Source organism: Longimonas haloalkaliphila, assembly GCF_055379825.1.
Map to the genome: position 1 here is coordinate 1013659 of NZ_AP043948.1, position 24971 is coordinate 1038629.

Consider the following 24971-nt stretch of genomic DNA (forward strand, 5'->3'; position numbering starts at 1 on the left):
ACTTTAGACCGATGCGGCTCGCCTCCGGCGCTTGTTTACATACACAGATACAAGGATCGAGAGCTCATACAGCAGAAGCAGCGGCACGGCAAGCAGGATCTGGGTGAACGGGTCAGGGGGCGTCAGCAACGCCCCGAGTACGAGCACCACCAGAAGCGCGTACTTCCGATATGTACGCATCAGGTCGGGAGTAAGGAGGCCAACCTTCGACAGGAAATAGACGACTACGGGAAGCTCAAACAGCAGTCCCGTTCCGAGTGCCCAGAACGAGATCATGCTGAAGTATGTGATGATGTCGAACTGGTTGGTAATCTGAGGCGAGATCTCGTATCCCGCAAAAAACTGCAGCGCAATTGGCGTCAGTATCAGATAGCCGAAGGCAATACCCGTTAAGAAAAAGAACGTAGCAGCCCAAGACGCAAATTTCATACCCTGACGCTCTTCCGGATAGAGCGCCGGTTCAATGAACTTCCACATGTAGTAAACAATGATTGGCGACCCTGCGACCATACCTACGATGAGAATAGTACCGATGTCGGCAAAAAATTGCCCGGTGATGGTACGGTTCAGCAGTTCCAGTTCGCGTGCATCGTAGCCGAGTACGCCGTACATGAAGAAGTCAGGCCGCGTGGGGCCGATCAGTACCTGATCGACAATCCACCGGCTGTAGATGGCAGTCAGGATTGTCGTGATAAGAACCCCAATCCCTCCTTTGAGAAGCGACCAGCGCAGCTCTTCCAGGTGGTCAAGGAACGGCATGACCTCTTGGTCATCGGACGAGGAGGAAGCACCGGGGGCTCCGTCGCCCTGAAAAGACGAGGAGGCTTCAGTTGAGGAAGAAGGCGAAGGGCGGGTAGACATAAGTACAGAGCGTTAAGCCGAATCAGAGCTGCCGGTTGCCTTGTCGCGTAGGTTCAGGTCGAGCAATGAGTCGACCCAGAGGCCCTCCTTTTCGATGCGAGAACGTCCGCGGCTCCAGGTGAAGTTGAAGAGCGTAAGCAAACCATCTACGGTGTAGTTGGCTGCGTGCAGGCGCTCCAGTGCATCGGCTGCGCTACGGCCGCTGTTGATAATGTCATCGAGCAAGACCACCGGTTCGGAAGGGTCTACGGGGCCTTCAACGATGCGACGTCGCCCGTGTGGTTTCCGTTCATCACGAATCAGGCCGCCTCGAAAGACGGTGTTGCCAGAAGCTCCGACCACAGCACATACGAGGGGATGAGCCCCAAAGCCATATCCAACCACCTGCCGGATGCCTTTTGCCTGCAATCGCTTGGCAAGAACAGTTCCTACTTCGCGAAACAGCGTGCCTTCGAGCATGGGCACACGCGTATCCAACAGCCATCCGATGGGCTGTCCGCGCGGGTCGGTGATCAACTCGTCCTCGCGTCGGATAAGCGCTTTGTCGTACAGGCGACGCCCAAGATCCACCAGCTCATCGTAGGCAGTTGGAGAGAGCGCGTTGTGTTCCATCGAAGGCATGTAAAGCAGACGGGCAGGTAGGGCGGGGCAGGCAGCGTACGCTATCGTGTGATGTCAACCGCTCGACGCGCCCGTGCGTTCCCCCCGCAGATACGGGTTTGCACCCGGCTGCGGAGGGATACCACGGCTATCGCATGGGATCGAGTCGGAGACGATTTTCTTCGGCACATGCAGTGCCAAACAGGCACGTAGGGACAGCCACACGGCGGTGCGGCCACGAAAATTATACAGTCGCGAAGTCGTACAGCGGGTGGGCGTCGCACAGCGCGCGCACCTCTCGACGAACCGTCTGCCGGATGCTTTCATCTGCAGGAGCAGAAAGCACCTGGTCAATCAGTTCGGCGACGTAGCGCAGATCCTCGGGCTCAAAGCCGCGTGTCGTAAGTGCTGGCGTGCCGAGGCGGATTCCGCTTGTTACAAACGGGCTTTTGGCGTCGTAGGGGACCATATTCTTGTTGGCCGTAATGCCCGCATCCTCAAGCGCATGCTCTGCATCCTTGCCGGTGAGGTCCTTATTGCGTAGGTCAATCAGCACCAGGTGGTTGTCGGTACCGCCGGATACGAGATCGTAGCCGCGTTCGATGAGCCCTTCAGCCAGCGCCTGGGCGTTGTCAATGATCTGCTGCGCATAGGTAGCAAAGTCGTCTTGGAGCGCTTCGCCGAACGCAACAGCTTTTGCGGCGATCACGTGCATGAGGGGGCCGCCCTGGGTGCCGGGAAAGACGCCCGAGTCGAGCACTTCGCCGAGCATTTTGGTGCGTCCACTCTTGCGGGCGGTAATGCCGAACGGATTCTCAATGTCGTTGCCAACGAGCATCATACCGCCTCGCGGTCCGCGCAGGGTTTTGTGGGTAGTCGTGGTTACGACATGGGCATGAGGCATCGGGTCGTTCACCACACCGGCGGCGATGAGGCCGGCGGTGTGCGCCATATCCATCCACAGCAGCGCCCCTACCTCATCGGCGATGTCGCGAAACGCCTCGTAGTCGAAGTCGCGCGGATAGGCGCTCGCTCCAATCGAGAGCATTTTGGGTTGCACCTCCAGCGCCCGGTCGCGCACCTTGTTCATGTCGATGCGTCCCGTATCCTCTTCAACGCCATAAAACGCTGCCTCGTAGAGGATGCCCGAGAAGTTAACCGGACTGCCGTGGGTGAGGTGGCCGCCGTGGGCCAGGTCGAGGCCGAGTAGCGTATCGCCCGGTTGCAGTGCTTTGAGGTAGAGCGCAGCGTTGGCCTGTGCACCAGAGTGCGGCTGCACGTTAGCCCAGTCGGCATTGAAGAGCCTTTTGGCGCGGTCGCGCGCCAGGTTTTCTACGACATCAACATGTTCGCATCCGCCATAATAGCGCTTGCCGGGAAGCCCCTCGGCGTATTTGTTGGTGAGGGGCGTGCCCATGGCTTCGAGCACAGCACGCGACACGAAGTTCTCAGAGGCAATCATCTCGAGCCCGTCGTTCTGGCGCGCCACCTCGTCTTGGATGGCCGCGTATACATCGGGGTCTTGCGTCGAAAGGGAGTGCGAGGGGAGGGTAGACATATCAAGCGGTACGTGTTGGAGGGAGGGTGTAAAAGGAAGGAGGCGCAGAACGCCCTAACCCCGTATCAGTCGCTGGTGTCGAGCTGAAAGAAGCGGTTGCCGAGGCCAATCCACTTCAGGTCGGGCTCGCCGTTTTCGTCGATATCGATTGCGTACGTGCTGGCTACAACGTAGTTGGTGCGTGTCGTGAACTCGGGGGCCTGCGAAGCAAGCGCGCTTCCGGCAAGGCTGCCGACGGCATTGCCCAGCCACGATTCGTCGCCGATCTCGTTACGGATGAGCTGCGCGGCCTCATCCTCTACGTGCTTCTCGAACGCCGACATATCGGGATTGGTGAGCGCGAGCGCCACGATGAGAGCCAGCAGGATGAACGTGATAATGCGCATGGTCCAGGTAAAGGTGAGAAAACAGGAAGGGAGCGGAACGTCAGTGTGTCAGCGCATACGTCAGGATGTTCACGCCCATCTGCATGGCTGTACGCCGCAGCTCTGGAGGAGTGTCGTGCACGGAAGGCGGTTCCCAGCCATCCGTAATGTTGGACTCGTAGAGGTAGTAGGCGACCAGGCGGCCTTCGTGAAAGAGCCCGAAGCCCTGGGGCGGCCTTCCGTCATGCTCGTGAATCTTTGGCGGGCCGTCCGAGAAGTCGTACGGATGATGATAGATCGGATGGCTGTACGGCAGTTCCACAAACTCCTGTTCAGGGAAAACTTTTTCCATTTCCGGACGAATGTACGGGTCGAGGCCGTAATCGTCGTCAATGAAAAGAAACCCGCCTTCTTCGAGGTAGTGCCGCAGGCGCTCCGCTTCTTGCTCGGTGAAGTCAACATTTCCATGTCCGCTCAGCACCAGAAACGGGTAGGCGTACAGCCGGTCGGTGCCGAGTTCTACCACCTCGCCCTCGGGGGCGACATCGATAGCCGTGTGCTCACGCACAAATGACAGAAACGTGGGCAGGGGCGTCTGGGCCTGGTACCAGTCGCCACCGCCTCCGTATTTCACAGCTGCAATGGTCACATGCGGATCGTCGGCACGCTCCGCCACCGTTGCGTCACGGTCTGCTGCGTTACGATCTGCGGAATCGCTCGCGTCGGGTGGCGCCGTCGGCGCAGCAAACGCGGGCACAACAAATGCGGGCACAACGAGGAGGCAGACGCTCAGCATTCCAAGAATGCGCCCCCACGCTGTATGGAAGCCGGCACAAAACGAGCGTTTCATAGCGTGAGCGTGCGGATGCACAACCGAATGAGGCTAAGTCGAGTGAAAAATCAATACGCTATACGTTGGGCACGGGCGCATGTGCCGAACCATAGAAGCATGCCTCATGTTATGAGTGGATGCCTCTGGTCCTCAAGCCTTTACTTCTGTTGACTGATTCCCGGTTCTACCTATGTCGCGTGTTTTGAAAGCCCTTCTTATTTCTGCTGCTGCAACAGGAGTGGCGGCGCTGGTTTTGCGCCAGCTCGACCTCGAAAACACACCATCTCCTGAGCTCGACGATCCGTTTTCAGGTATGGATCCGGATGCCATGCCGGAGGAAGATGTCGAGCTGCTCATGCGCGAGCTGGCCTCGCAGCTGGGTCTGTAGATGCACGTCTTGATCGTTTACTCGCTTCGCTCCACATATGTCTGAACCCCGCGAATGCCCGTCGTGCGCGTTGGAATACGAAGACACCGGCGACGTAGAGGTGTGTCCGTACTGCGGGTATGAGTTTCCGCAGCGCAAGAAGTCAACTATCTGGGCGGCCCTGCTCTTCCTGGCACTGATGATTCTGTTCGCGCTGTCTACGTTTTAGGCAGTGCGCTTTTAGGCAGTGTGTTTTAAGCAATATGATGCAGGCAGTGCTGTAAGTCGTAGCTGTAAGTGCGCTGTGGGAGCTGCCGCCGAATGTCTGTTGCTCTATTGTGGGTACAATGGATACAACATTGTGGATACGACTGTCACGCCGAGCCCTCCATACGCTTACTTTTTACTGCTATCCCCGCTCATCTATATGCCTGACTCTCCACTTGGCACGCTCGCGCCCCGCGATTTCCTCGACACGTACTGGCAGTCGAAGCCGCTCTTCATCCGAGATGCCTTTCCCGATTTTGTGTCTCCGGTCGATGCCAACGAGCTGGCCGGACTCGCCTGCGAGCCGGACGTGGAGAGCCGTATCATCATTGAGGAGGGGGGCACGCACCCGTGGGAGTTGCGCCATGGACCGTTCGATCCCTCAGTGTTTCAGACGCTTCCGGAGACGCACTGGACGCTCCTCGTGCAGGAGGTGGATCGCCTGCTTCCTGGCGCCGCCGCGCTGCTCGACCACTTTGACTTCGTACCGTCGTGGCGGCTCGACGACATCATGGTCAGCTATGCCCCGAAAGGAGGCAACGTGGGAGCTCACATCGACAACTACGACGTTTTTCTGCTGCAGGCTGCGGGCGTGCGAGAGTGGGGAATCGGGCACGCGCCAATACAAGACGAGCAGATCGTGCCCGACCTCGATGTGCGCATGCTGGCCGACTTCACCCCCGACGAAACGCTCACTGCCCGCCCCGGCGATCTACTGTATCTGCCGCCGCGTGTAGCCCATCATGGCATCTCGCAGAGTGACGACTGCCTCACCATATCGGTTGGGTTTCGCGCGCCCAGCCACCGGTCGCTGGTGCATAGCTTCGTGCAAGATGCGATCCAGCAGATCCCAGAGAAGGCGCGCTACAGCGATCCCGACCGCCCCCTCCCAGAGGCTCCTGGAGAGCTGCCGGTCTATGATCGCGAACGAGCCCGGAAGATCATTCGGACGCGCGTGCGGTCGCTTCTGTCCGATGACGCAGCACTCGACGACTGGTTTGCCCGCACCATCACGACGCCTGCGCCCGGACGCGATGCCCCGCCCCGCTCGGAGTCTCTTTCGCCAGAGGCGCTGCGCGCTGCGCTAAACAACGGTACGGGACTACGTCGCGGACCGGTTGCGCACCTTGCGTATGTGCCGAATGACGATCGTACAGCCACGCTTTACGTGAATGGCAGCGCACGCGAACTGGCGGAAGCGACAGCGCCTGTTGCGCCACGCATCGCCGGGCGGGCCCGCATCCCAGCAGGAGACCTGGTGGACCTCTTGGACCGGGCACCGGTCCAGAAGCTGCTTGTACAGCTGGTGAACGAGGGTGTGCTTGAGCTGGACGAAGAGCTTGGTGATGCCTGATCTGTTTCTGTCAAATACATGACTGGCCGTGCTATGCAACCGCTCCCTGCCCCTTACGAATCGTACCGTGCTGGCTTTGTGTCTCTCTGCAGCGATGCTCGTACGCTGTGGGCATTGGTAGCACCGGGCGTGTTGCTTACGTCGCCTGAGCCGGGAGCATGGTCGGCCGCACAGTGCCTGGCGCACCTGAACGCAGCTGCACGTCCGCTTGTCCCTGCGCTGGAGGCACGCGTCTTCAAGGCGCAGCGCTACGGGCCATACGGCGACCCGCCGTTTCACTACCGTTGGTATGAGCGTCTCTTTATTGCTTCGGTAGCTCCTGTAGGGCGCATTCCTATTCCAGCACCTCCTGTGTTCTACCCACCGCCCGAGCCCGATCCAGAAAAGGTGCTGGATACGTTCTGCGACTATCAGCAGCGGCTGTCTGTATGCGTGGCACGCAGCCAAGGGGTCGATTGGGAGCGTGCCCGTGTAGCGTCGCCGGCATTGCCCGTCCTGTATCTGAGTATCGGAGCCTGGTTTGAGGCCACGCTCAACCACGGGCGCCGTCACCTGCGCCAGGCCAGGCGTGCCTGCGGCCTCGCCGCTGAGGCGTCTGAAACGGTTCGCGACGAAGCGGCTTCGTAGTCAGCAGAACCTACCCCACGTTCTCCTGCTGCACGTTCTCTCCGACTCCTCCCCACCGATTACTCTGTTGCCGTATGGCTTCCCCGCTTGCAGATCCGCGCATGTTTCCCGACGCTACTGAGCTTGCTGAACGCGTTCAGACAGGTAGAACCACCGTGCCTGAACTATTACAGACTCATGTAGAGCGCCTGAAGGCGGTGCAGCCTGCGCTGAACGCAGCCACCGACTGCTTAACGGATCGCATCCAGCGGGCCATTGAAACGCCTCCCGAAGGCCCGTGGGCCGGAGTCCCGGTAAGCGTGAAAGAGACCTACGGGCTCAAGGGAGAGCCGCTCACAGCCGGGTCGAAACGAGCGCCCACGCTGCATCCAGACGAAGACGCTGCGCTCGTGAAGCAGATTACCGGCGTAGGGGGGGTGGTCTGTGCGCGCGGTAACATTCCGGAGCTTGCGATGACGCACGAAACCGAAAATCTGCTTTACGGACGAACACACAACCCGCTGAACCCAGACCGGAGTCCGGGCGGGTCGAGCGGGGGCGATGCTGCGCTGGTGGCTTCGGGGGCCGTGGCAGTCGGGTTCGGATCGGATCTTGGCGGGTCGGTGCGGCATCCGGCGCACTGTTGCGGCATCGTGGGATTCAAGCCCGCCTCGGGTGATATTGACGATACGGGCACCTGGCCACTTCTTGATGAAGAGCCCCCCGAGCCCCTCCTCGCCGATAGCATGCTTGCGCTCGGGCCGCTAACGCGATCGGTGCGCGATGCCAGGCAGGCCTACGAGTGGGCACGCGGAGAATCGCTACCCGAAGCGCCTCCGCTCGATACGTTGCGTCTGGTAAAACCGGCCGACTTCACGATGACCGCCCGCGAGCGCCTCATCCCGGCGGCGGTTGACTATAGCCGCCGGCAGTTAGAGCAGGTAGGCCTGCGCAGCGCTCCGATGCGACTGCCCGACGCCGGTGCGCTCTACCAGGCGTACCTCACCGTGGTGGTGCGCGACTACGCTACTTTTCTATATGACTCGCTCACAACGCGCGACGGGAAGGCCCTGTCGTGGGCCCGTGAGTCGTGGCGGCAGCTACGCAACCGGCCTACCGTGCACTGGTACCTGTTTCGGCTGCTTGCAGCTATGCATGCGCTGCGCCCGGATGCGCAAGCCGGCTGGGCGGCAGAGGCCGAGATTCAGCAGGCCCGGCGCACCATCCGCGATCAGCTGGGCGACAACGGAATTGTGCTACTTCCGACCAACGGTACGCTTGCTATGAAACCCGGCGATGCAGCAACGTACATGTCGCGCCCGGGCATACGCGGACTCTTTACGCCGACCATCTATCCGAACGTGCTCAACTTGCCCGCGATTACCGTGCCGGCATGGACGCATCAAGATCCGCGTACGGGGCTGGTGCCGGGGGTTCAACTCATTGCGGCACCGGGCAGCGAGGCCGCGCTATTTGCAGCTGCCGAAGCCCTCGAATCGCATCTGCGCGACGCACCGTAGGAGCCAGCACCCGCATCCCTCTGTTTCTACTCACTCTTTTACCCGTGTCTCATGGTTTCTGAACTATTTGATGCCAGCGCCTGGAAGCCCGTTGAAGGGTTCGACTTGACCGACGTAACGTACCATCGTGCTCGCAATCAGGGAACGGTACGCATCGCATTTGACCGTCCCGAATCGCTCAACGCATTTCGCCCGAAAACGGTCGACGAACTCTACCGCACGCTCGACCACGCCCGTCAGACATCAGACGTCGGTACCGTCCTGATCACGGGCAACGGACCCTCGAAAAAGCACGGCAAGTGGGCGTTCTCTTCGGGCGGCGACCAGCGGATTCGGGGGAAAGACGGCTACCAGTACGCTGACGATGAAGGCGAGGCCGACCCGGCGCGGCTGGGGCGGCTACACATTCTGGAGGTGCAGCGGCTTATTCGCTTCATGCCAAAAGTCGTTATTGCGGTTGTGCCGGGATGGGCCGTGGGTGGGGGGCACAGTTTGCACGTGGTGTGCGACCTCACGCTGGCCAGCACCGAGCACGCGATCTTCAAGCAGACGGATGCCGACGTTGCCAGCTTCGACGGAGGGTTCGGGTCGGCCTACCTGGCACGGCAGGTCGGGCAGAAGCGGGCCCGTGAGATCTTCTTTTTAGGCCGCAATTACTCGGCTGAAGAGGCTGTAGAGATGGGAATGGCCAACGCCGCTATTTCGCATGGCGAACTGGAGGCGACCGCGCTGGAATGGGCCGAGGAGATCAATACCAAAAGTCCGACAGCTATCCGAATGCTGAAATATGCATTCAACTCGATCGACGATGGCATGGTAGGCCAGCAGCTCTTCGCCGGCGAGGCCACGCGCCTTGCATACGGCACCGACGAGGCCCAGGAGGGGCGCGATGCCTTTCTGGAAAAGCGCGAGCAGGATTACAGCGATTTCCCGTGGCACTACTGATTTTTTCAGCGGGAGGCGAACGCTCCGCATCCCCTGAACAGATACTTCTGATACGACACACAACAGCTGCCAACAATGACTGATACGATTCAAAACATCCGTGGACGCGCCGTGCCAATGCTCGGACTGGGCACGTACAAGCTGACCGGGCCAGCCTGTCGCGAGGGGGTAGCACACGCGCTCATGATGGGATACCGTCACATCGACACAGCGCAGATGTACAAGAACGAAGCCGACGTCGGGGCAGGTATTGCAGACGCCCCCGTTGCACGCGAGGATGTCTTCCTGACGACAAAGGTGTGGCACACAAACCTGTCGCCCGAGGATGTGCGCCGCTCGACCGAAGAGAGTCTCCAGCGGCTCGACACCGATTACGTGGATCTGCTACTGATTCATTGGCCAGCGCATCTTGACGGCGATCATGATGCGTTGCGAAGCACCCTGGATGCGTTTGTAGCGCTACACGAGGCGGGGCATGCGCGCCACATCGGGGTGAGCAACTTTTCGATTCGGTTGCTTAATCAGACCCTTGATCATTTGCCTGCGCAGGCGCCGCTGTTTGCCCATCAGGCAGAGTACCATCCGTTTCTGTCGCAAGAAGCGGTGCTGCGCCATGCACGCGAGCACGACTACCTGTTTACGGCATACAGTCCGCTCGCGCAGGGAGACGCGCTACGCAACGATACGCTGCAATCCATCGGAGACCGCCACGGGAAGACGGCGGCTCAGGTTACGCTTCGGTGGCTGCTTCAGCAGCCCCAGGTTTCGGCTATCCCCAAAGCAGGAAGCGCATCGCATCGAATTGCGAATCTCGGCGTGTTTGACTTTGCGCTTTCCAACGACGAGATGACAGCGATACACAACCTGGGGCGCGGAGAACGACGCATAGACCCGGCATTTGCCCCCGCGTGGAGCACAACGTAGAGCACAGCGTGGCGGGTCGTCTGCTTGCTTCGGTGTTGACCGGGCCACAACCGAGCAAGTCTAACACGCTGTAACATATAGCGTGAAGCAGCACGTATAAAGACAAACGTGGGTGCGGCGCAGCGTACAGCCTGAGTGCATAAGTAGGTCAGCAAAAATACATTTACACCTTGTCATCGCGAGGAGGGAGCTTGCGACCGACGCGGCGATCTCACGCGCTAGTTCATGCGCTAGTTAGAGCGGTTTACCCTACTTGGAAGGCACAAGATTGCCACGTCGCTGGCGCTCCTCGCAATGACGTAATCAAAGGTTCTTTTGTGGATCCACTTATGAATTACGCCATGGGCAGATAAGTCTTTACGTGATGGTCTTGAACGTTGCTATCTGGTGACGAGCTGAACAGGTATACTGTATTTCGGTAATATGTAGCGCCGTATTCGTTTATCCACATACGCCTCAAAAACCAATACTATGGCCAACTCAATTAAAAAGACGGCAGACCTTGTCATTAAGAAAGTAGGGTTTTCGATTCTGCAGCTTATTGAGCGTATTGTAGTTCGGTACTCGCCTCATGGTAATCCTACGTTCTTTGATAACGAAGATTTTGGCTGGACCGAGACGCTTTCGGAGAACTGGGAAACCATCCGCGAGGAACTGGACGCGGTTGTCCTGAAAAACCGCGAGCAGCTTCCGAACTTTCAGGAGATCTCAGAAGATCAGACCGCGATTACCAACGACGATGATTGGAAGACCTTCTTCCTGTATGGGTTTGGGCACAAAGCAGAGAAGAACGCGGCCCGTTGCCCGAAGACCACGGAGATCATCGAGCAGATCCCAGGAATGAAAACGGCCTTCTTCTCGATTCTGTCGCCCGGCAAACATATCCCCGCACACCGCGGTCCATACAAAGGGGTAATCCGCGCCCATCTGGGCCTGAAAGTGCCCGGTCCGAAAGAGCAGTGCCGGATCCGCGTGGGCAACGACTACCGCCACTGGGAAGAGGGGGAGGTAATGCTCTTCGACGACACGCACGACCATGAGGTGTGGAATGACACCGACGGCGAGCGTGTCGTCCTTTTTCTGGATGTGGTGCGTCCGCTCGACCCGCCGCTCGACCGCATCAACCGGTCGATCATTAACTTGATCAGCAAGTCGCCGTTTGTGCAGAACGCAAAAGAAAACCAGGAGCAGTGGGAGCAGAAGCTGGAGCGGGAGAAGGCCGCCGAGCCGGTCGCTGCGTAAACGGACGTCCATCCACCTCGTACGTCTTCCTCATTCGACCAAACCTGTTATGCCCGATATCGTCGTGCGCCGTGCCACTCTTGCCGATCTCGACACAATTGTCAGCTTCAACGTAGCGATGGCGCGCGAGACCGAAGACAAACCACTCGATGAAGATACACTGCGACGGGGGGTGCGGAGGGCATTGCATGATGGGCAGAAGGGACGCTACTGGGTTGCGATGCGCAACAACGAGGTAGCCGGTGCACTTATGTGTACTACAGAGTGGAGCGACTGGCGATGCGGTATGTTCTGGTGGATCCAAAGCGTGTATGTACGCCCAAGACACCGGCGGCAGGGCGTATTTACAGCGCTATACCGGAACGTGTACACGGCAGCCAAGCAAGATGCTGGCGTATGCGGGCTGCGGCTCTATGTCGAAAAGGAGAACACGGGTGCCCAACAGACCTACAGGCATCTGGGGATGCATCCCACTGCATACGATATGTACGAGGTGGGGGTGTGATGTACAGGGTGAACGCGGGAGGCAGTCCACTTCTTCGAGGCTGAACGGGCCTCACGCACGGCTCCACACCACGAGGAGGCGTGAAGCCTATAGACGGCACCTAAATAGACTGGTTGACCTTGCACTAAAGCCTGTTTTGACTTCTTGATCTGGGTTCTGCGCTGCTCTGTTGGACTGGGGCCTAAGAACCTGTTTTGATTTCTTAATTTGGGCTCCGAGTGGCGGCGCTGGACTGGGGCCGAAGGTCATGCCCCTGGTGCAAACCAGGCCCCAGACAGGCTCTCAAAAAAAGAACCCTGTTTGAGATTCTATTTGAAGAGGGGTGTCCGAGATGAAGTACCCTTTCCCACAAAGACTTCGCTGCGCTCATCACTGTGCTTATGCCTGTCTGGCCGCCTCAGACGAAACCTCTAAAGGAGATGTGGAATGCTCATCCGGTACAGGCTGAGACTCGTCATTTGCCAGGGCCACGTACCGGCCCATGAACGTGAACGCGCATTCGCCGGCCGCTTCGATCTTGCACTTCAGGTCGAGGCGAGCACGTCCCCAGCGATCGAGCATGTTCTGAAAGCGATCGAGGGCATCTTCGTCTGGGCGTTCACAGACGACCGAGATGTTCTCACAGACTGGTTTCAGGTACTCGATGTCGCTCTCCTGAATGATCACCTCAACCTGTTGCTTCATGTTATCGACGAGCTGGTGCATCATGGCCCAGCCGGTCAGAGTGGCTAGCATGCTTAGGCTTCCGCCGAAAGCTGTGCCCATGTGGTTGGCATTCGGCTTAAGCGGGGCCGACGCGCACAGTCGCCCGTCTTCTTCGGGCTTGAGAGAGAAATGCAGGTGCTCCGTAATTGGCATCTCCTGCACAATGAGCTGCTCCAGGTGCTCCAGCGCCTGTTCAGTCATAGAGGTACGCGACATAATGTGGTACGGGGGTCGTTAACTTGCGTGATACAATATCCAGATATATAGTTGCAACAGAACATCCATACGCCTTAGTTGATCACGCGTTCTTTGCACGAAGAAAGAAATGAGATGTTGTAGCATCAGTCTAACTTGTAACAAGACCGAATGCATACACGCCGAAAACAGTGGTGCATTCCGTGTAAGGAGCTATACTTCAGCACAGGAACCACGCTGCAGCAACCTGGCCCGTTAGGCTGTGCGGTAGTGAACGCAGCAACCTGGCCCGTTAGGCTGTGCGGTAGTGAACCATGTTATACATCTCCTTTTTGCGGACGAAGCAGCACCTCTTCCATGACGGTGCGATCAGAGAGTTTGTATGCCTGCACGACCGTGTCAGCAATGTCAGAAGCAGGCATCAGACGCTCCGCCTCGATGTCAGCACCATCCCAGGTAGGAGTGAGCGTAGCACCGGGAATGACCGTTGTAACGCGAATCCCTTCGTCTTTGGTCTCTTCGCGGACTACACGCGCCAGCCCACGGAGTCCGTGCTTTCCTGCGCAGTAGCCGGCATTGCCCGGATAGGCCTGGATAGATGCGACAGACGCAGTATAGAAGACATGTCCGGCACCTGCGTCGCGCATGAGTGGGAGGAATGCCTTTGTGACCACAAAAGAAGACGTCAGGTTCACGTCGATCTGCGCACGAAAGCCGTCCGCCGTCAGTTCGTCGAGTGGAGCGTGGGTGAAAGCCCCTGCGTTGTTGATAAGCACGTCGGGAGTTCCCCACATGTCGACTACGCGCTCAGCCGTTATAGAGACGGCGTCGTCGTCGGTCACGTCGGCAGGACAGACCATTGTGGATGCGCCGCGCTCTTGGCAGGCATCGGCTACGGCTTCAAGCTTGTCGACTGTACGCGCAACCAGTACGACCTTAGCATTGTCGTATGCATCCGAAAAAGCAAGTGCAATAGCACGCCCGATGCCCTGGCTGGCTCCTGTAATAACGACAGTCATGCAGGTAGAAGGGAAGCTACGAAAGATAATTCGTGTGGGGCAGCGTACTGAGAGCCCACGCTGCCTTAATCAACGGGTATCGATGTTCTGGGAAGAACGTTGCGTTACTGTGTTAGTCGCGTATGAGCCGCATGAGTTCGTCGCGCGTGCTGTGGTTGCGGAAGGCACCGCTTACGGCGCTGGTCTTGGTTGAAGAGTTCTGCTTCTCCACGCCCCGCATCATCATGCACAGGTGTTGCGCTTCAATGACCACGGCGGTACCCTTCGGCTGGAGGACCTCATCAATGGCGTCACGAATCTGCAGTGTAAGGCGTTCCTGCACCTGCAAGCGTCGCGCAAAGACCTCCACCGTGCGCGGAATCTTGCTGAGCCCAACGATGTGCCCATCCGGGATGTATGCGACGTGAGCCTTCCCAAAGAAAGGAAGCATGTGGTGCTCGCAGAGCGAATAGAGCTCAATGTCTTTTACGAGGATGATTTCGTTGTACGACTCCTCAAACATTGCCTGGCGTAAGATCGCCTTTGGATCCTGCGCGTAGCCTTGCATCAGGAACTGATACGCCTTGGCGACCCGCTCGGGGGTCTTGACAAGCCCCTCACGGTCTGCGTCCTCTCCCAGCTGCTCGATGATATTCTCTATATGACCGGCAACGGACTGCGTGGTTTGCGCGTCGTACAGATCGCGGCGCTCATAATGGGTGGGGTAATCGGAATCAGGGGACCCGTTCTCAGCAAAGGTGTCGGAAAGTATCTTCTTTTCAGCCATGGGTAGACAGCAAAACGGACAAAAAAAGCGACGGCAGGAAGCCTATTCCCCCCGATATTCAGCATAGTTGCGCGGCGTTTCATACAGACGCACGCAGTGCAGCCGTCCGCTCGGCAGAGCGTCGGCAAGCTCATTCCAGATAGCAATTACGAAGTTTTCGGTCGACGGAATGACACCGTCCATAAAGTCGACATCGAGGTTAAGGTTTTTGTGGTCTACCTTATCGACCACCCGTTTGTGAATGATGGACTTCAGCACGCCGAGATCAATCAGGTATCCTGTCTCCGGGTCCGGTTCGCCCGCAACCGTCACTTCCATTTCGTAGTTGTGACCATGCCAGTTAGGGTGGTTGCACGGGCCATACATCTCCTCATTCCAGGCCTCCGACTTATCGGGATTATGGAGGCGATGGGCAGCATTAAAGTGTGTTTTTCGCGTTACATAGACTGTAGGCATAAACCCCAGTGAACTATAGTGAGACAGAAGTCCGGAAAAAGCAAAAGGAAGCAATCCGCGTATTGATCAGACGCATGGATGCGTTATGAGTTGGGAAGCCGACCAAGTTTTGCTCTCACAAAGAGCATTAAGGATCCAATCAGACCGGATAGGAAAGAGCATGTTCATTAGACCACCGAAGCGTTACAGTTCTTCATGGCGGTGTGCTTGTTGGCTGGTGCGCAAGAGATAAAGTAGACATTATCACAGATCCGTTATTTTTGACACGTGCGTGTCGGCGGGCTATGTTGTAACGTGTAAAACAAACATTCTGTACGACAAATTATGCGGCGTGCTGATGACCAAATGTGCAGGCTCCATGCGGTCACAACCGCCTAAGGACGGTGCGCCTTGCATCCAATAGCCTTTAATTCAGAGAGTCATCGTATGAGCGACGAGCCAACCATCTTCCAGAAAATCATAGAGGGCGAGGTACCTGCAGACATCGTTTATGAGGATGAGCAATGCATCGCCTTCCACGATGTCAATCCGCAGGCGCCGACGCACATTCTTGTGATTCCGCGCAAGCCCATACCTACCGTTGATGATATTGAGCCAGACGATGAGGCGCTTATTGGGCATCTGTTCCGCGTGGCGAGCAAGGTGGCGCACGACCAGGGCCTTGATAATGGATATCGCACTGTCATCAACTGCGGCGACGACGGCCAGCAGACCGTCTACCACCTGCACGTACATGTGCTTGGGGGGCGCGAGCTCCAGTGGCCTCCCGGATGATTCGATGATTCCCTCTGTGTGAGGCGTGTGACTCACGTCACGCTTTACACTGCAAACAATTTGCACTGTAAGCAAACCGTGAGCGTTGTGTCTTGATGCTGCGGGCCCAAGAGGGCTTTTCAGCAGAGGGTGCGACGGGATTTCTCTCAACCAAGATACCCAAGTATCCGTGATCACCTTAGGAGTAACCGGTGGCATCGGCAGTGGAAAGACCACCGTCTGCAAAATGCTTGACGACCTTGGCGCCCGCGTCTTTTATGCAGATGAGGTGGCGAAGTCCATCATGCGAGAAGACGCCGATGCCCGAGCACTAATTCGAGATACGTTTGGCAGCACCAGCTACGATGAAAAGGGGCAGCTAAACCGTTCGTATCTGGCTGCACAGGTGTTCAGCGACCCCGATAAGCTGGAGAAGCTAAATGCTATCGTGCACCCGCTGGTATTTGACGCCTTTAAGGAGGCCAAAGAACAGGCGCGTGCCGACGATGTAGAGCTGCTTGTGCACGAAGCTGCGCTTCTTTTCGAAGCCGGTGCCGATGCTCATGTAGACCACACGGTCGTGGTTGCCGCGCCCAGTGAACTGCGTATCGCGCGCGTCGTCAACCGCGACGAGACCACTGAGCAGGCCGTTCGCGATCGCATGCAGCACCAGCTCCCGCAAGATGAGCTGTGCGAACGTGCCGACTTTGTAATTCAAAACGATGCGGACCGAAAAGCCCTTAAGGATCAAGTCATGGATCTGCACAAGCGGCTGACTACCGAAGTCGCGGCATAGTGGCGACCCGTTCCGGTTGTGCCATGAGGCATAGCCAGTCGGTGATAGCTGATGAGGTGCCCTTCTGCAGCGCCGAAACTTTCCGTGAATTGGATGGTGCGGGAATCCCTTTTGGCTTTCGGGCATTGACTTTAGGTGCCGAGCAGACGTATGCTGTACGTCACAAAAGTAGTCGGGTCTATAGCTCAGTTGGTTAGAGCGCTACGTTGACATCGTAGAGGTCAGTGGTTCGAATCCACTTAGACCCACCGTCTCCCATCTGTACACCACGAGCCATCTGGTAGAAACGTGTGCCCTTGTACCATGAAGGGACACTGGCATATATCGAATGTGCTCGTTGTCTTTCAAGCGCTTTGTCCCTTATCGGCGGAGCGCTTTTCTTGTATACCCCCTGAATCTGTTCGCTCTTATGGCTGACATCTCTACCGACCGAGACACCATCACCATCACACTGCCCGACGGGTCGACACGTACGTACGATTCAGGTGTCACCGGGCGTGAGATTGCGGAAAGCATAGGGGCGGGGCTTGCCCGTGCGGCACTGGCCATTACGGTAAACGGCGAGGTGCGAGACTTAGACCGGCCCATTACGGAGTCTGCCGAGATTGCTATCCTGACCTGGGACGACGAGCAGGGCAAAGAAACGTTCTGGCATTCGTCGGCGCACCTCATGGCCGAGGCACTTCAGGAGCTGTACCCGGGCGTAAAGTTTACGATTGGGCCGCCCATTGAGCGAGGCTTTTACTACGACGTGGACCTGGGCGACGAAACCCTGTCGGCTGACGATCTGGAGGCGGTCGAGGCGAAGATGAGAGAGCTTGCCAAGCGCGATGCCATGTATGAGCGCCGCGAAGTGTCTAAGGAGGAAGCGCTCAGTTACTACAAGGAGCAGGGCAACGAGTATAAGGTAGAGCTCATTGAAGAGCTCAATGATGGCGAGATCACGTTTTACGAGCAGGGCAACTTCACCGATCTGTGCCGCGGGCCGCACATTCCTTCTACAGAGCGGATTAAGTACCCGAAGCTGCTTTCCGTGGCCGGGGCGTACTGGCGGGGCGACGAGTCGAACCCACAGCTTACGCGCATCTACGGCATCAGCTTCCCGAAGAAAAAGATGCTCGATGAGTTTCTGGAGCAGCGCCGTCTGGCCAAAGAACGCGACCATCGTAAGCTTGGCAAAGAACTGGGACTGTTCACCTTCAATGCGGATGTGGTCGGCCCCGGGCTGCCCATGTGGCTGCCTAAGGGAGCCACGCTTCGTGAGACGCTCTCCAATCTGTTGAAGGAAGAACAGCTGGATCGCGGGTATGAGCCAGTTGTGTCGCCACACATCGGGCGACTGAAGCTCTACCGTACGAGCGGGCACTACCCGTACTACAAAGAGAGCCAGTTTCCGCCGATGATCTTCAACGAAGAGGGCGACGAAGAAGATGGCTACCTGCTTAAGCCGATGAACTGTCCGCATCATGTTATGATGTACAAGCACGACATGCACTCGTACCGCGACCTGCCGGTGCGATTTGCGGAGTTTGGCACGGTGTACCGCAACGAACAGAGCGGCGAGCTTGGAGGACTTACGCGCGTGCGCGGATTCACGCAGGACGATGCGCACATCTTCTGTACGCCCGAGCAGGTAAAGGCTGAGTTCAAAGATGTGATCGACCTTACGCTCAAGGTGCTCGGCGCGCTCGACTTTACCGAGTTTACCGCGCAGATCTCATTGCGTGACCCCGAGAATACCGACAAGTATGTGGGCGACGATGCGCTCTGGTCGCAAGCCGAACAGGCCATCCGTGAAGCAGCCGAAGAAATGAACCTCGACACGATCGAAAAAACCGGGGAGGCCGCGTTCTACGGCCCCAAGCTTGACTTCATGGTAGAAGACGCCCTCGGGCGTGAATGGCAGCTGGGTACGATCCAGGTCGACTACAACCTGCCAGAGCGGTTCGACCTTACCTACGTTGATGCCAACGATGAGCGTAAACGCCCGGTCATGATTCACCGCGCTCCGTTTGGATCACTGGAGCGCTTCATCGGCGTGTTAATCGAACACTGCGGTGGTAACTTCCCTGCGTGGCTTGCACCGGTGCAAGCCGTCGTCATCCCCGTTGGAGCTGACTTCAACGACTATGCCGACCAGGTAGCGACACAGCTTCGAGAAGCGGATCTGCGCGTCGATGTTGACGACAGCGACGATACCGTTGGGTACAAAATCCGCGAAGCCGAAACGCAGAAAATTCCATATATGCTCGTCGTAGGAGGGCGCGAAGAAGAAGCAGGAACGGTCGCCGTGCGTGCTCATGGCGACGGGCAGCAAGAGGTTATCTCTGTAGATGCGTTCATCGAGCAGATGGACGCTGAAATGCGGGCGGCATGGTCATAAAATGATCATGAAGCTGGGTCGGAAAGCACACCTGGTAAAAACCGATACATGGAAGCTGCGACGGAACCCACCGTCGCTACGGTGCGTGCAGATATATCAACGAATCGTACTTATATTCCTCAACAAACCTCCCGATTTACTATCGCTAAAGCTGATAAAGTTCGCGTAAACGGAGAGATCCGCGCCGGCACTGTACGCGTCGTTGAACCAGAAGGCGACCACGAGATCATGGATCTCGAAGACGCCCTGGATCGCGCCCGCGACCATGACCTTGATCTCGTCGAAATTGCTCCGGATGCCGAGCCACCCGTATGCAAAATCATTGACTACGGTAAGTATCGCTACAAGCAGCAGAAGCAAGAAAAGCGGCAGCGAAAGCGGTCGAAGTCGATGCAGATGAAGGAGCTTCGGTTCCGACCACGCACCGACGATCACGACTATGAGTTCAAGAAAAACCATGCCCGTGATTTCCTGAACGATGGTAACAAGGTGAAGGCCTACGTGCAGTTCCGAGGCCGAGACATTATCTACAAAGATCAGGGAATGGATCTGCTTCGCCGTCTCATTGAAGATGTGCAAGACCTGGCACGGATCGATCAGGCGCCCCAAATGGAAGGGCGGCGCATGACCACGATTCTCGCTCCCCACAAGAAGAAAAAGTAATCGGTCTCCCCACACGGGGCTCACGCACAGCTCCGCTGTACACACGCCCCACGCCGTAGCGCCGCGGATCGCACCGCAATACTGCTGCATAGTTCGCATAAGTTGACGCGGTGCATGCGCTGGATGTGGAGACTCCATCATTTTTGCGGAAGCCCAACCCAAATGAGCACCCTGGCGTGGAACGCACGTCGGGGTGTCTCCATTGATGCATGTCCGTTCTGTGCGGGGCTCGTATCTCCGCCACGCGGTGATCTACACGATACGCCCTCTTTAGAATCGATAGTTTTTGATATTATGCCTAAGATGAAATCGCACAGTGGCGCACGCAAGCGCTTCAAGAAAACTGGCAGCGGCAAAGTAAAGCGCAAGAAAGCAGGCCGCCGTCACATCCTGACGAAAAAGTCGCCGAAGACCAAGCGTCAGCTGCGTAAAGACACGATTGTCGACGAAACGCAAGAGAAGCGCATCAAGCAGATGATTAACTCGTAACCGCAGCACACTGCATCCCGCAGTTGCTCTCCACAACAGACGCTCTACCTGATGAGCGTTTTCAGTCAGGTATGCCTCGTGGACTCCGTGAGGCGCAGGTCCTGTCGTTGTTTCTACCTTCTATCCGCTAACGACCTTCCACCATGCCACGCGCAACAAACAAGCCGCAGACCCGGCGCCGTCGCAAGAAAATTTTGAACATGGCCAAAGGCTACTGGGGCCGCCGGAGCAAAACGTATAGCTCCGCCAAGCACTCGGTAGAAAAGGCACTGCAGTATGCCTATCGCGATCGTCGGCAGCGCAAGCGCAACTTCCGCAAGCTCTGGATCACGCGCATCAATGCCGCTGCCCGTAAGCAAGGCGTGAGCTACTCGCGGTTCATGGGGGCCTACCGCAAGGCCGATCTCGATATGAACCGTAAGGTGCTTGCCGACCTGGCCGTGCACGATCCCGAGGCCTTTTCGCAGGTCGTTGATCATGTGATGGAGCAGGCATAACTGCTGAAGGGGCACTGCCCGCAGCCCCTGTGCTCCATGACATGACGAAAATCCCGCCGCTGCTGCTCTCAGCAGGCCCGGCGGGATTTTCTATGTTGCCGTGCTTGTCTCTTCTGGGATCTTCAAACAAAGCTGCACGGCGTACTCTCCTTAATGCTGCTCCTGCAGGTAGCATCCGCGTAGACCTACTCTTGCCGCTCCGTTTCTTATGGCTGACCCGATCGCCGCCCTCCGCGCTGAGCTTGAAGCTGAAACCATTACCAGCGAGGAGGAAGCCGAAGCCTTTCGCATCAAGTACTTAGGGCGCAACCAGGGGCGTATCCCCGACCTGTTCGGTCAGATTGGCGAGCAGCCTCCTGAGGAGCGCCCCGACTTTGGGCGACGCCTCAACGCGCTTAAGACGGATGCGCAGGCGAAGCTCGATGCGGCGCATGAACGCCTGGCTCAAGAAGCTTCGGGCGACACCGGCACCGACCTTGATCTTACACTGCCCGGTCGCCGTCAGCATCAGGGCTCGCTGCATCCGCTTACACAGACGCTCGAAGAGATCCTCCATATCCTGGAGCGGATGGGCTTTGCCACCTATGAGGGGCCCGAGGTCGAAACCGACTGGCATAACTTCGCCGCGCTTAACTTTCCGCCTGATCACCCAGCGCGCGACATGCAAGACACCTTCTTCGTGAAGGATGCGCCGGTCGACACCCCGACGCTGCTGCGGACGCATACCTCGCCCGGGCAGATTCGTGTGCTGCAGGCTACCGAGCCACCGGTGCGCGTTATGGTGCCGGGCCGCGTCTACCGCAACGAGGCGATTTCGTACAAGTCGTTCTGCCTGTTCCATCAGGTTGAGCTGCTTTATGTGGATACGGGCGTCTCAATGGCCGACCTGAAGCAGGTGCTCTACCAGTTGGCCCAGGCGCTCTTCGGCGACGATGTACGCCTGCGCTTCCGCCCAAGCTACTTCCCGTTTACCGAGCCCAGCGCCGAGGTCGATATCTGGTGGGCCGACCCCAGCCATGAGGATGGCGGGCGCTGGCTTGAGATCCTTGGCTGTGGCATGGTGCACCCCAATGTGCTGCGTGCAGTTGACGTCGATCCCGAGCAGTATAGCGGCTATGCCGTCGGTATGGGCGTAGAACGCATGACGATGCTTAAGCATGGGATCGACGACATCCGGGTGTTCTATGAGAACGATCTGCGCTTCCTGCAGCAGTTTTAGCACGCCAGCAGTCTGCGCCTCGCCCCCCTGACTCTTTTTCCGCACAACGCTTTCTCGCTTCATGGATTGCTCCATTCAGTGGCTGCGCTCGTATGCCGCTCCACAAGCCGACGCTAATGCCATTGCCGACCTGCTCACCATGGCCGGGCTCGAGGTAGATGGCATCACGCATCACGGACAGCCGCTCGACGGGGTCGTGGTTGGCCTCATTGAGGCGGTGCGCTCGCATCCGAATGCCGACCGGCTCGTGCTCTGTGACGTGAACATGGGCGCTGAGGAGCCGGTGCAGATCGTCTGTGGTGCGCCCAACGTGGAAACCGGTCAGCGCGTGCCGGTCGCACCCGCTGGTACTACCCTGGAGCTGCCTGCTGGAAAAGGAAGCGACGAGCGCCAGCCCATTACGCTCGACGCCCGAAAAATTCGCGGCCAGCAGTCTAACGGCATGATCTGCTCCGCGCACGAGCTGGGGCTGACCAGCGATGCAGCCGGTATCATGGTGCTGGATGACGATGCGCCTGTTGGGATGCCGTTCGTGGATTACCTGCGTGCGCACAAGGCAACCCCTACCGACATGGTGCTCGACATTGACCTGACTCCGAACCGGTCCGACGCGGCCAGTCATCTGGGCATTGCCCGCGATCTGTCGGCGCTGACAGGTGCGCCGCTGCATCGGCCGGCTGTGGAAGCGCCCGAAGAGGGCGGTACCGTTTCCGAGCGGTTCAGTGTGTCGATAGACGACGCCGAAGCATGCCCGCGCTACGTAGCGCTGTGCGTAGAGGACGTTACGGTAGGTCCCTCGCCGCTCTGGCTACAGCAGCGCCTGGAGCGCATCGGGCTTCGCCCGCGCAACGTGATCGTAGACATCACGAACTTCGTGCTGCACGAGTGCGGCCAGCCGCTCCATGCGTTCGATGCTGACACGCTGCGCGGTAAGACCATCCGTGTAGATACCGCTGATGCCGAAACTACATTCACCACGCTCGACGACCAGGAGCGCACCTGTCCGGCAGGAACGCTCTTTATTCGGGATGCGGAGCGTCCGGTAGCTATCGCAGGCGTTATGGGCGGGGCTGACACCGAAGTGACCGAGGAGACGACCACGGTGCTTATTGAGAGCGCGTACTTCGATCCCTCGCAGATCCGGCGCACGGCCAAAGCGCTGGCGCTGCAGACCGACTCGTCATATCGCTTCGAGCGTGGCGTAGACCGCGACGGACAGGTATGGGCGGCGGCTCGTGCTGCAGAGCTCATGGTGCGGCTTGCCGGCGGTACGCGCGTTAGCGGCATGATCGACGCGCATCCGCGTCTGCCCGAGCCGCGTACGGCTGCATTGCGTCCGGAGCGGGCCAACGCGCTGCTGGGCACGGCCCTTACGCGTGGTGACATGCGTCGTCATCTCGAATCAATCGGTATTTCGGTAGATGCGAAGGGCGATGCGCTCCGGTGCACACTTCCCACGTGGCGCCCGGATCTTGCGATAGAGGAAGACCTGATCGAAGAGATTGCGCGCCTGCATGGCTACGACCGCATCCCGCGCCCCGAACACATCCAGATACCTGCCACGGTTGCAGAAGACAGCGCCGAGCGAACCCGTCGCGTAGAGGTCCGCCGCCTGCTGCGCGGATACGGGTTCCGCGAGATCTACACCAACAGCATGCTCCCGCTTGATGTGGCTGAGCAGTTCAACCCCAACGACACGCCCGTCGTAGAGACACGCAATCCCATCTCGCGAGAGATGGCTGCGCTGCGTCCGCGGCTGCTTCCCGGCGCGCTCAGCGTGCTTCAGCACAACCGTAACCACGGGCAAGACGCCATACGCCTGTTTGAGTTTGGCCGTGTGATGCGTCGCGTTACAGCCGATGAAACCCCGATGGTGCCTGGCGTGCGCGAACACGAGTCGCTCCTGATTGCCGCGACCGGAGCGCAAGCTCCGCTGCACTGGGATCGCGCCACGCGCAACACCGATGTGTACGACCTGAAAGGAACCGTAGCCGATCTGCTCGACGCGCTCAACGTTCCGGCTGTGCAGTTCGCGCCGGCTACAGACACGCCAAGCTACGTGGCTTACGCGCTCGACATTGTTGCTGACGGCGCTCCGCTGGGCACGCTCGCCTGCATCCACCCCGACACCGCCGACCACTACGACCTGACCGACGCGGTGCTTGTGGCTGAACTGCAGTGGCCTGCGGTCGTGAGTGCGCTTGCCGAGCGCACAGGCTACACGCCAATGCCCCGTGTACCCGTGGTAGAGCGCGATCTCGCCGTGCTGGTGGATGCCGACGCTTCCGTTGGGCCTCTCCTCGATACGGCCCGTGAAGCGGGTGCACCGCTCGTGAAGCACGTCGACCTGTTCGACCTGTACCAGGGAGAGGGGATTCCGGACGACAAGCAGAGTGTGGCCCTGTCGATGCAGTTGGCATCGGATCGGACGCTCACCGACGCCGAAATTGACACGTGCATGCGCCGCATTCGGGAGATGCTAAGCAACGAACATGGTGCTACGTTACGAGAGCAATAAAAGCGTCGGCACATCCACGAGCGCCGGGCGTACCCTTTGTGGTTCGTGTTATTACCCAATTATGTCGCACGAGGCAATAGGTCCGCGCATGTAAACGTTACTTGCACATGCGGCGATCATTTGCTATGGTAGAAAGATAAGAAAATAATATAGCGTACCTCTTTGCTAAGTGCATCCTATCTTTATGGCTGCCGACGCTGACTCATCTGAACAGAATAAAGCGTGGCCTGCCGATTCTACGGCGATGCTGAATGAGCTGTCGGATGCGGTGCGCCCCTCAATAGAGATGCTTGTTGCGCAGATAGATGCGGCTACTGAGCATATAGCGGCCCTTGAATCCGAAAACGAACAGCTCCGCACTCGGGTACAGGCGCTTGAAGATAAAATTGCCAAACAGCCTGACGTGCCTGCCAACAGCCTTGTGCTTGCGCTGGAAGATGCGGATGCGGATGCACTCAAGCAGGAGCTGGAACGCTACATTCAGACGATAGACACGCTGCTGGACGATCTTCCGCCTCCGCCCGATTCAGATGTCGGCGACACGTCTCTTGCATAGCCCCCTCTGG

General features: G+C 58.2%; 27 protein-coding genes and 1 tRNA gene. 19 read left to right on the top strand and 9 right to left on the bottom strand.

Features of this window, described 5'->3' with window-relative positions:
- Window positions 1-3: 3 nt before the first annotated feature.
- The 5 genes from tatC to ACZ48V_RS03975 form a co-directional block, all read right to left on the bottom strand.
- Entirely contained in the window at window positions 4-861 is an 858-nt protein-coding gene (gene tatC, locus ACZ48V_RS03955) for a twin-arginine translocase subunit TatC (protein ID WP_464541807.1), read from the bottom strand.
- Window positions 862-873: 12 nt separating this feature from the next.
- Complete coding sequence (locus tag ACZ48V_RS03960; protein WP_464541809.1) at window positions 874-1482, bottom strand: orotate phosphoribosyltransferase; 609 nt, start codon at window positions 1480-1482, stop codon at window positions 874-876.
- A gap of 223 nt (window positions 1483-1705) precedes the next feature.
- A complete protein-coding gene (gene glyA / locus ACZ48V_RS03965) occupies window positions 1706-3019 on the bottom strand; it encodes a serine hydroxymethyltransferase (protein WP_464541811.1) in 1314 nt (437 codons plus the stop codon).
- 65 nt (window positions 3020-3084) lie between these two features.
- Window positions 3085-3405 (bottom strand): hypothetical protein, encoded by a 321-nt coding sequence (locus ACZ48V_RS03970; RefSeq protein ID WP_464541813.1) that lies wholly within the window; start codon window positions 3403-3405, stop codon window positions 3085-3087.
- Between the two features lie 40 nt (window positions 3406-3445).
- Window positions 3446-4234, bottom strand: coding sequence for a DUF4159 domain-containing protein (locus ACZ48V_RS03975; protein WP_464541815.1), 789 nt, complete (start codon window positions 4232-4234; stop codon window positions 3446-3448).
- Window positions 4235-4406: 172 nt separating this feature from the next.
- Here ACZ48V_RS03975 and ACZ48V_RS03980 point away from each other — a divergent pair, with 172 nt between their 5' ends.
- From ACZ48V_RS03980 to ACZ48V_RS04020, 9 genes are all read left to right on the top strand, one after another.
- A complete protein-coding gene (locus tag ACZ48V_RS03980; RefSeq protein WP_353564382.1) occupies window positions 4407-4604 on the top strand; it encodes a hypothetical protein in 198 nt (65 codons plus the stop codon).
- A gap of 37 nt (window positions 4605-4641) precedes the next feature.
- On the top strand, window positions 4642-4812 hold the full coding sequence (locus ACZ48V_RS03985) for a zinc ribbon domain-containing protein (protein WP_464541817.1): 171 nt from the start codon (window positions 4642-4644) through the stop codon (window positions 4810-4812).
- A 198-nt stretch (window positions 4813-5010) separates the two neighbouring features.
- Window positions 5011-6204 (top strand): ribosomal protein uL16 3-hydroxylase, encoded by a 1194-nt coding sequence (locus tag ACZ48V_RS03990; RefSeq protein WP_464541819.1) that lies wholly within the window; start codon window positions 5011-5013, stop codon window positions 6202-6204.
- A gap of 18 nt (window positions 6205-6222) precedes the next feature.
- The gene (locus ACZ48V_RS03995) at window positions 6223-6831 is read left to right on the top strand and encodes a DinB family protein (RefSeq protein WP_464541820.1); all 609 of its coding nucleotides are present in this window, start codon (window positions 6223-6225) and stop codon (window positions 6829-6831) included.
- Between the two features lie 74 nt (window positions 6832-6905).
- Window positions 6906-8330 carry an amidase gene (locus ACZ48V_RS04000; RefSeq protein WP_464541822.1) on the top strand — a complete coding sequence of 475 codons (1425 nt, stop codon included), beginning with the start codon at window positions 6906-6908 and terminating at the stop codon, window positions 8328-8330.
- Window positions 8331-8381: 51 nt separating this feature from the next.
- Window positions 8382-9275 carry a 1,4-dihydroxy-2-naphthoyl-CoA synthase gene (locus ACZ48V_RS04005; RefSeq protein ID WP_464541824.1) on the top strand — a complete coding sequence of 298 codons (894 nt, stop codon included), beginning with the start codon at window positions 8382-8384 and terminating at the stop codon, window positions 9273-9275.
- A gap of 75 nt (window positions 9276-9350) precedes the next feature.
- Entirely contained in the window at window positions 9351-10199 is an 849-nt protein-coding gene (locus ACZ48V_RS04010; RefSeq protein WP_464541826.1) for an aldo/keto reductase, read from the top strand.
- A gap of 471 nt (window positions 10200-10670) precedes the next feature.
- Window positions 10671-11441 (top strand): aspartyl/asparaginyl beta-hydroxylase domain-containing protein, encoded by a 771-nt coding sequence (locus ACZ48V_RS04015; RefSeq protein ID WP_464541828.1) that lies wholly within the window; start codon window positions 10671-10673, stop codon window positions 11439-11441.
- Between the two features lie 49 nt (window positions 11442-11490).
- Entirely contained in the window at window positions 11491-11946 is a 456-nt protein-coding gene (locus ACZ48V_RS04020; protein WP_464541830.1) for an N-acetyltransferase family protein, read from the top strand.
- Between the two features lie 378 nt (window positions 11947-12324).
- Here the strand turns inward: ACZ48V_RS04020 and ACZ48V_RS04025 are convergent, their stop codons facing one another.
- The 4 genes from ACZ48V_RS04025 to ACZ48V_RS04040 all read right to left on the bottom strand — a co-directional run bounded on the left by ACZ48V_RS04025 (window position 12325) and on the right by ACZ48V_RS04040 (window position 15087).
- On the bottom strand, window positions 12325-12867 hold the full coding sequence (locus ACZ48V_RS04025; RefSeq protein ID WP_464541832.1) for a YiiD C-terminal domain-containing protein: 543 nt from the start codon (window positions 12865-12867) through the stop codon (window positions 12325-12327).
- Window positions 12868-13163: 296 nt separating this feature from the next.
- Complete coding sequence (locus ACZ48V_RS04030; protein ID WP_464541834.1) at window positions 13164-13865, bottom strand: SDR family oxidoreductase; 702 nt, start codon at window positions 13863-13865, stop codon at window positions 13164-13166.
- Between the two features lie 112 nt (window positions 13866-13977).
- Window positions 13978-14631 carry a GTP cyclohydrolase I FolE gene (gene folE / locus ACZ48V_RS04035; protein ID WP_464541836.1) on the bottom strand — a complete coding sequence of 218 codons (654 nt, stop codon included), beginning with the start codon at window positions 14629-14631 and terminating at the stop codon, window positions 13978-13980.
- Between the two features lie 42 nt (window positions 14632-14673).
- The gene (locus ACZ48V_RS04040; protein ID WP_464541838.1) at window positions 14674-15087 is read right to left on the bottom strand and encodes a 6-pyruvoyl trahydropterin synthase family protein; all 414 of its coding nucleotides are present in this window, start codon (window positions 15085-15087) and stop codon (window positions 14674-14676) included.
- A gap of 426 nt (window positions 15088-15513) precedes the next feature.
- On the opposite strand from ACZ48V_RS04040, the gene ACZ48V_RS04045 reads away from it, so the two are divergent.
- The 10 genes from ACZ48V_RS04045 to ACZ48V_RS04090 all read left to right on the top strand — a co-directional run bounded on the left by ACZ48V_RS04045 (window position 15514) and on the right by ACZ48V_RS04090 (window position 24961).
- The gene (locus ACZ48V_RS04045) at window positions 15514-15861 is read left to right on the top strand and encodes a histidine triad nucleotide-binding protein (RefSeq protein WP_464541840.1); all 348 of its coding nucleotides are present in this window, start codon (window positions 15514-15516) and stop codon (window positions 15859-15861) included.
- Window positions 15862-16030: 169 nt separating this feature from the next.
- Window positions 16031-16636, top strand: a complete 606-nt coding sequence (gene coaE / locus ACZ48V_RS04050) for a dephospho-CoA kinase (RefSeq protein WP_464541842.1) — start codon at window positions 16031-16033, stop codon at window positions 16634-16636.
- Between the two features lie 174 nt (window positions 16637-16810).
- A tRNA-Val gene (locus ACZ48V_RS04055) sits at window positions 16811-16884 on the top strand.
- 161 nt (window positions 16885-17045) lie between these two features.
- On the top strand, window positions 17046-19019 hold the full coding sequence (thrS, locus tag ACZ48V_RS04060) for a threonine--tRNA ligase (RefSeq protein WP_464541844.1): 1974 nt from the start codon (window positions 17046-17048) through the stop codon (window positions 19017-19019).
- A 48-nt stretch (window positions 19020-19067) separates the two neighbouring features.
- Complete coding sequence (gene infC, locus ACZ48V_RS04065; protein ID WP_464541846.1) at window positions 19068-19682, top strand: translation initiation factor IF-3; 615 nt, start codon at window positions 19068-19070, stop codon at window positions 19680-19682.
- A gap of 294 nt (window positions 19683-19976) precedes the next feature.
- Window positions 19977-20171 carry a 50S ribosomal protein L35 gene (gene rpmI, locus ACZ48V_RS04070; protein ID WP_464541848.1) on the top strand — a complete coding sequence of 65 codons (195 nt, stop codon included), beginning with the start codon at window positions 19977-19979 and terminating at the stop codon, window positions 20169-20171.
- A gap of 143 nt (window positions 20172-20314) precedes the next feature.
- Window positions 20315-20668: a 50S ribosomal protein L20 gene (gene rplT, locus ACZ48V_RS04075; RefSeq protein ID WP_353562697.1), complete on the top strand. Its 354-nt coding sequence runs from the start codon at window positions 20315-20317 to the stop codon at window positions 20666-20668.
- A 208-nt stretch (window positions 20669-20876) separates the two neighbouring features.
- Window positions 20877-21887 (top strand): phenylalanine--tRNA ligase subunit alpha, encoded by a 1011-nt coding sequence (gene pheS, locus ACZ48V_RS04080; RefSeq protein ID WP_464541850.1) that lies wholly within the window; start codon window positions 20877-20879, stop codon window positions 21885-21887.
- Window positions 21888-21948: 61 nt separating this feature from the next.
- Entirely contained in the window at window positions 21949-24405 is a 2457-nt protein-coding gene (gene pheT, locus ACZ48V_RS04085) for a phenylalanine--tRNA ligase subunit beta (protein WP_464541852.1), read from the top strand.
- A 184-nt stretch (window positions 24406-24589) separates the two neighbouring features.
- A complete protein-coding gene (locus ACZ48V_RS04090) occupies window positions 24590-24961 on the top strand; it encodes a hypothetical protein (RefSeq protein WP_464541854.1) in 372 nt (123 codons plus the stop codon).
- Window positions 24962-24971: the final 10 nt, after the last annotated feature.

What these genes read in the sequence shown, in the direction of transcription:
- ACZ48V_RS04005 (WP_464541824.1), top strand. Translation starts at nt 8,382, where the DNA reads ATGGTTTCTGAACTATTTGATGCCAGCGCCTGGAAGCCCGTTGAAGGG.
- ACZ48V_RS03985 (WP_464541817.1), top strand. Translation starts at nt 4,642, where the DNA reads ATGTCTGAACCCCGCGAATGCCCGTCGTGCGCGTTGGAATACGAAGAC.
- ACZ48V_RS04015 (WP_464541828.1), top strand. Translation starts at nt 10,671, where the DNA reads ATGGCCAACTCAATTAAAAAGACGGCAGACCTTGTCATTAAGAAAGTA.
- ACZ48V_RS03960 (WP_464541809.1), bottom strand. Translation starts at nt 1,482, where the DNA reads ATGCCTTCGATGGAACACAACGCGCTCTCTCCAACTGCCTACGATGAG.
- ACZ48V_RS04030 (WP_464541834.1), bottom strand. Translation starts at nt 13,865, where the DNA reads ATGACTGTCGTTATTACAGGAGCCAGCCAGGGCATCGGGCGTGCTATT.
- ACZ48V_RS04025 (WP_464541832.1), bottom strand. Translation starts at nt 12,867, where the DNA reads ATGTCGCGTACCTCTATGACTGAACAGGCGCTGGAGCACCTGGAGCAG.
- pheT (WP_464541852.1), top strand. Translation starts at nt 21,949, where the DNA reads ATGGATTGCTCCATTCAGTGGCTGCGCTCGTATGCCGCTCCACAAGCC.
- ACZ48V_RS03990 (WP_464541819.1), top strand. Translation starts at nt 5,011, where the DNA reads ATGCCTGACTCTCCACTTGGCACGCTCGCGCCCCGCGATTTCCTCGAC.
- infC (WP_464541846.1), top strand. Translation starts at nt 19,068, where the DNA reads ATGGAAGCTGCGACGGAACCCACCGTCGCTACGGTGCGTGCAGATATA.
- glyA (WP_464541811.1), bottom strand. Translation starts at nt 3,019, where the DNA reads ATGTCTACCCTCCCCTCGCACTCCCTTTCGACGCAAGACCCCGATGTA.
- ACZ48V_RS04000 (WP_464541822.1), top strand. Translation starts at nt 6,906, where the DNA reads ATGGCTTCCCCGCTTGCAGATCCGCGCATGTTTCCCGACGCTACTGAG.
- ACZ48V_RS04020 (WP_464541830.1), top strand. Translation starts at nt 11,491, where the DNA reads ATGCCCGATATCGTCGTGCGCCGTGCCACTCTTGCCGATCTCGACACA.
- ACZ48V_RS03975 (WP_464541815.1), bottom strand. Translation starts at nt 4,234, where the DNA reads ATGAAACGCTCGTTTTGTGCCGGCTTCCATACAGCGTGGGGGCGCATT.
- ACZ48V_RS03995 (WP_464541820.1), top strand. Translation starts at nt 6,223, where the DNA reads ATGACTGGCCGTGCTATGCAACCGCTCCCTGCCCCTTACGAATCGTAC.
- ACZ48V_RS04045 (WP_464541840.1), top strand. Translation starts at nt 15,514, where the DNA reads ATGAGCGACGAGCCAACCATCTTCCAGAAAATCATAGAGGGCGAGGTA.
- folE (WP_464541836.1), bottom strand. Translation starts at nt 14,631, where the DNA reads ATGGCTGAAAAGAAGATACTTTCCGACACCTTTGCTGAGAACGGGTCC.
- rplT (WP_353562697.1), top strand. Translation starts at nt 20,315, where the DNA reads ATGCCACGCGCAACAAACAAGCCGCAGACCCGGCGCCGTCGCAAGAAA.
- tatC (WP_464541807.1), bottom strand. Translation starts at nt 861, where the DNA reads ATGTCTACCCGCCCTTCGCCTTCTTCCTCAACTGAAGCCTCCTCGTCT.
- ACZ48V_RS04040 (WP_464541838.1), bottom strand. Translation starts at nt 15,087, where the DNA reads ATGCCTACAGTCTATGTAACGCGAAAAACACACTTTAATGCTGCCCAT.
- ACZ48V_RS04010 (WP_464541826.1), top strand. Translation starts at nt 9,351, where the DNA reads ATGACTGATACGATTCAAAACATCCGTGGACGCGCCGTGCCAATGCTC.
- rpmI (WP_464541848.1), top strand. Translation starts at nt 19,977, where the DNA reads ATGCCTAAGATGAAATCGCACAGTGGCGCACGCAAGCGCTTCAAGAAA.
- pheS (WP_464541850.1), top strand. Translation starts at nt 20,877, where the DNA reads ATGGCTGACCCGATCGCCGCCCTCCGCGCTGAGCTTGAAGCTGAAACC.
- ACZ48V_RS04090 (WP_464541854.1), top strand. Translation starts at nt 24,590, where the DNA reads ATGGCTGCCGACGCTGACTCATCTGAACAGAATAAAGCGTGGCCTGCC.
- ACZ48V_RS03970 (WP_464541813.1), bottom strand. Translation starts at nt 3,405, where the DNA reads ATGCGCATTATCACGTTCATCCTGCTGGCTCTCATCGTGGCGCTCGCG.
- ACZ48V_RS03980 (WP_353564382.1), top strand. Translation starts at nt 4,407, where the DNA reads ATGTCGCGTGTTTTGAAAGCCCTTCTTATTTCTGCTGCTGCAACAGGA.
- thrS (WP_464541844.1), top strand. Translation starts at nt 17,046, where the DNA reads ATGGCTGACATCTCTACCGACCGAGACACCATCACCATCACACTGCCC.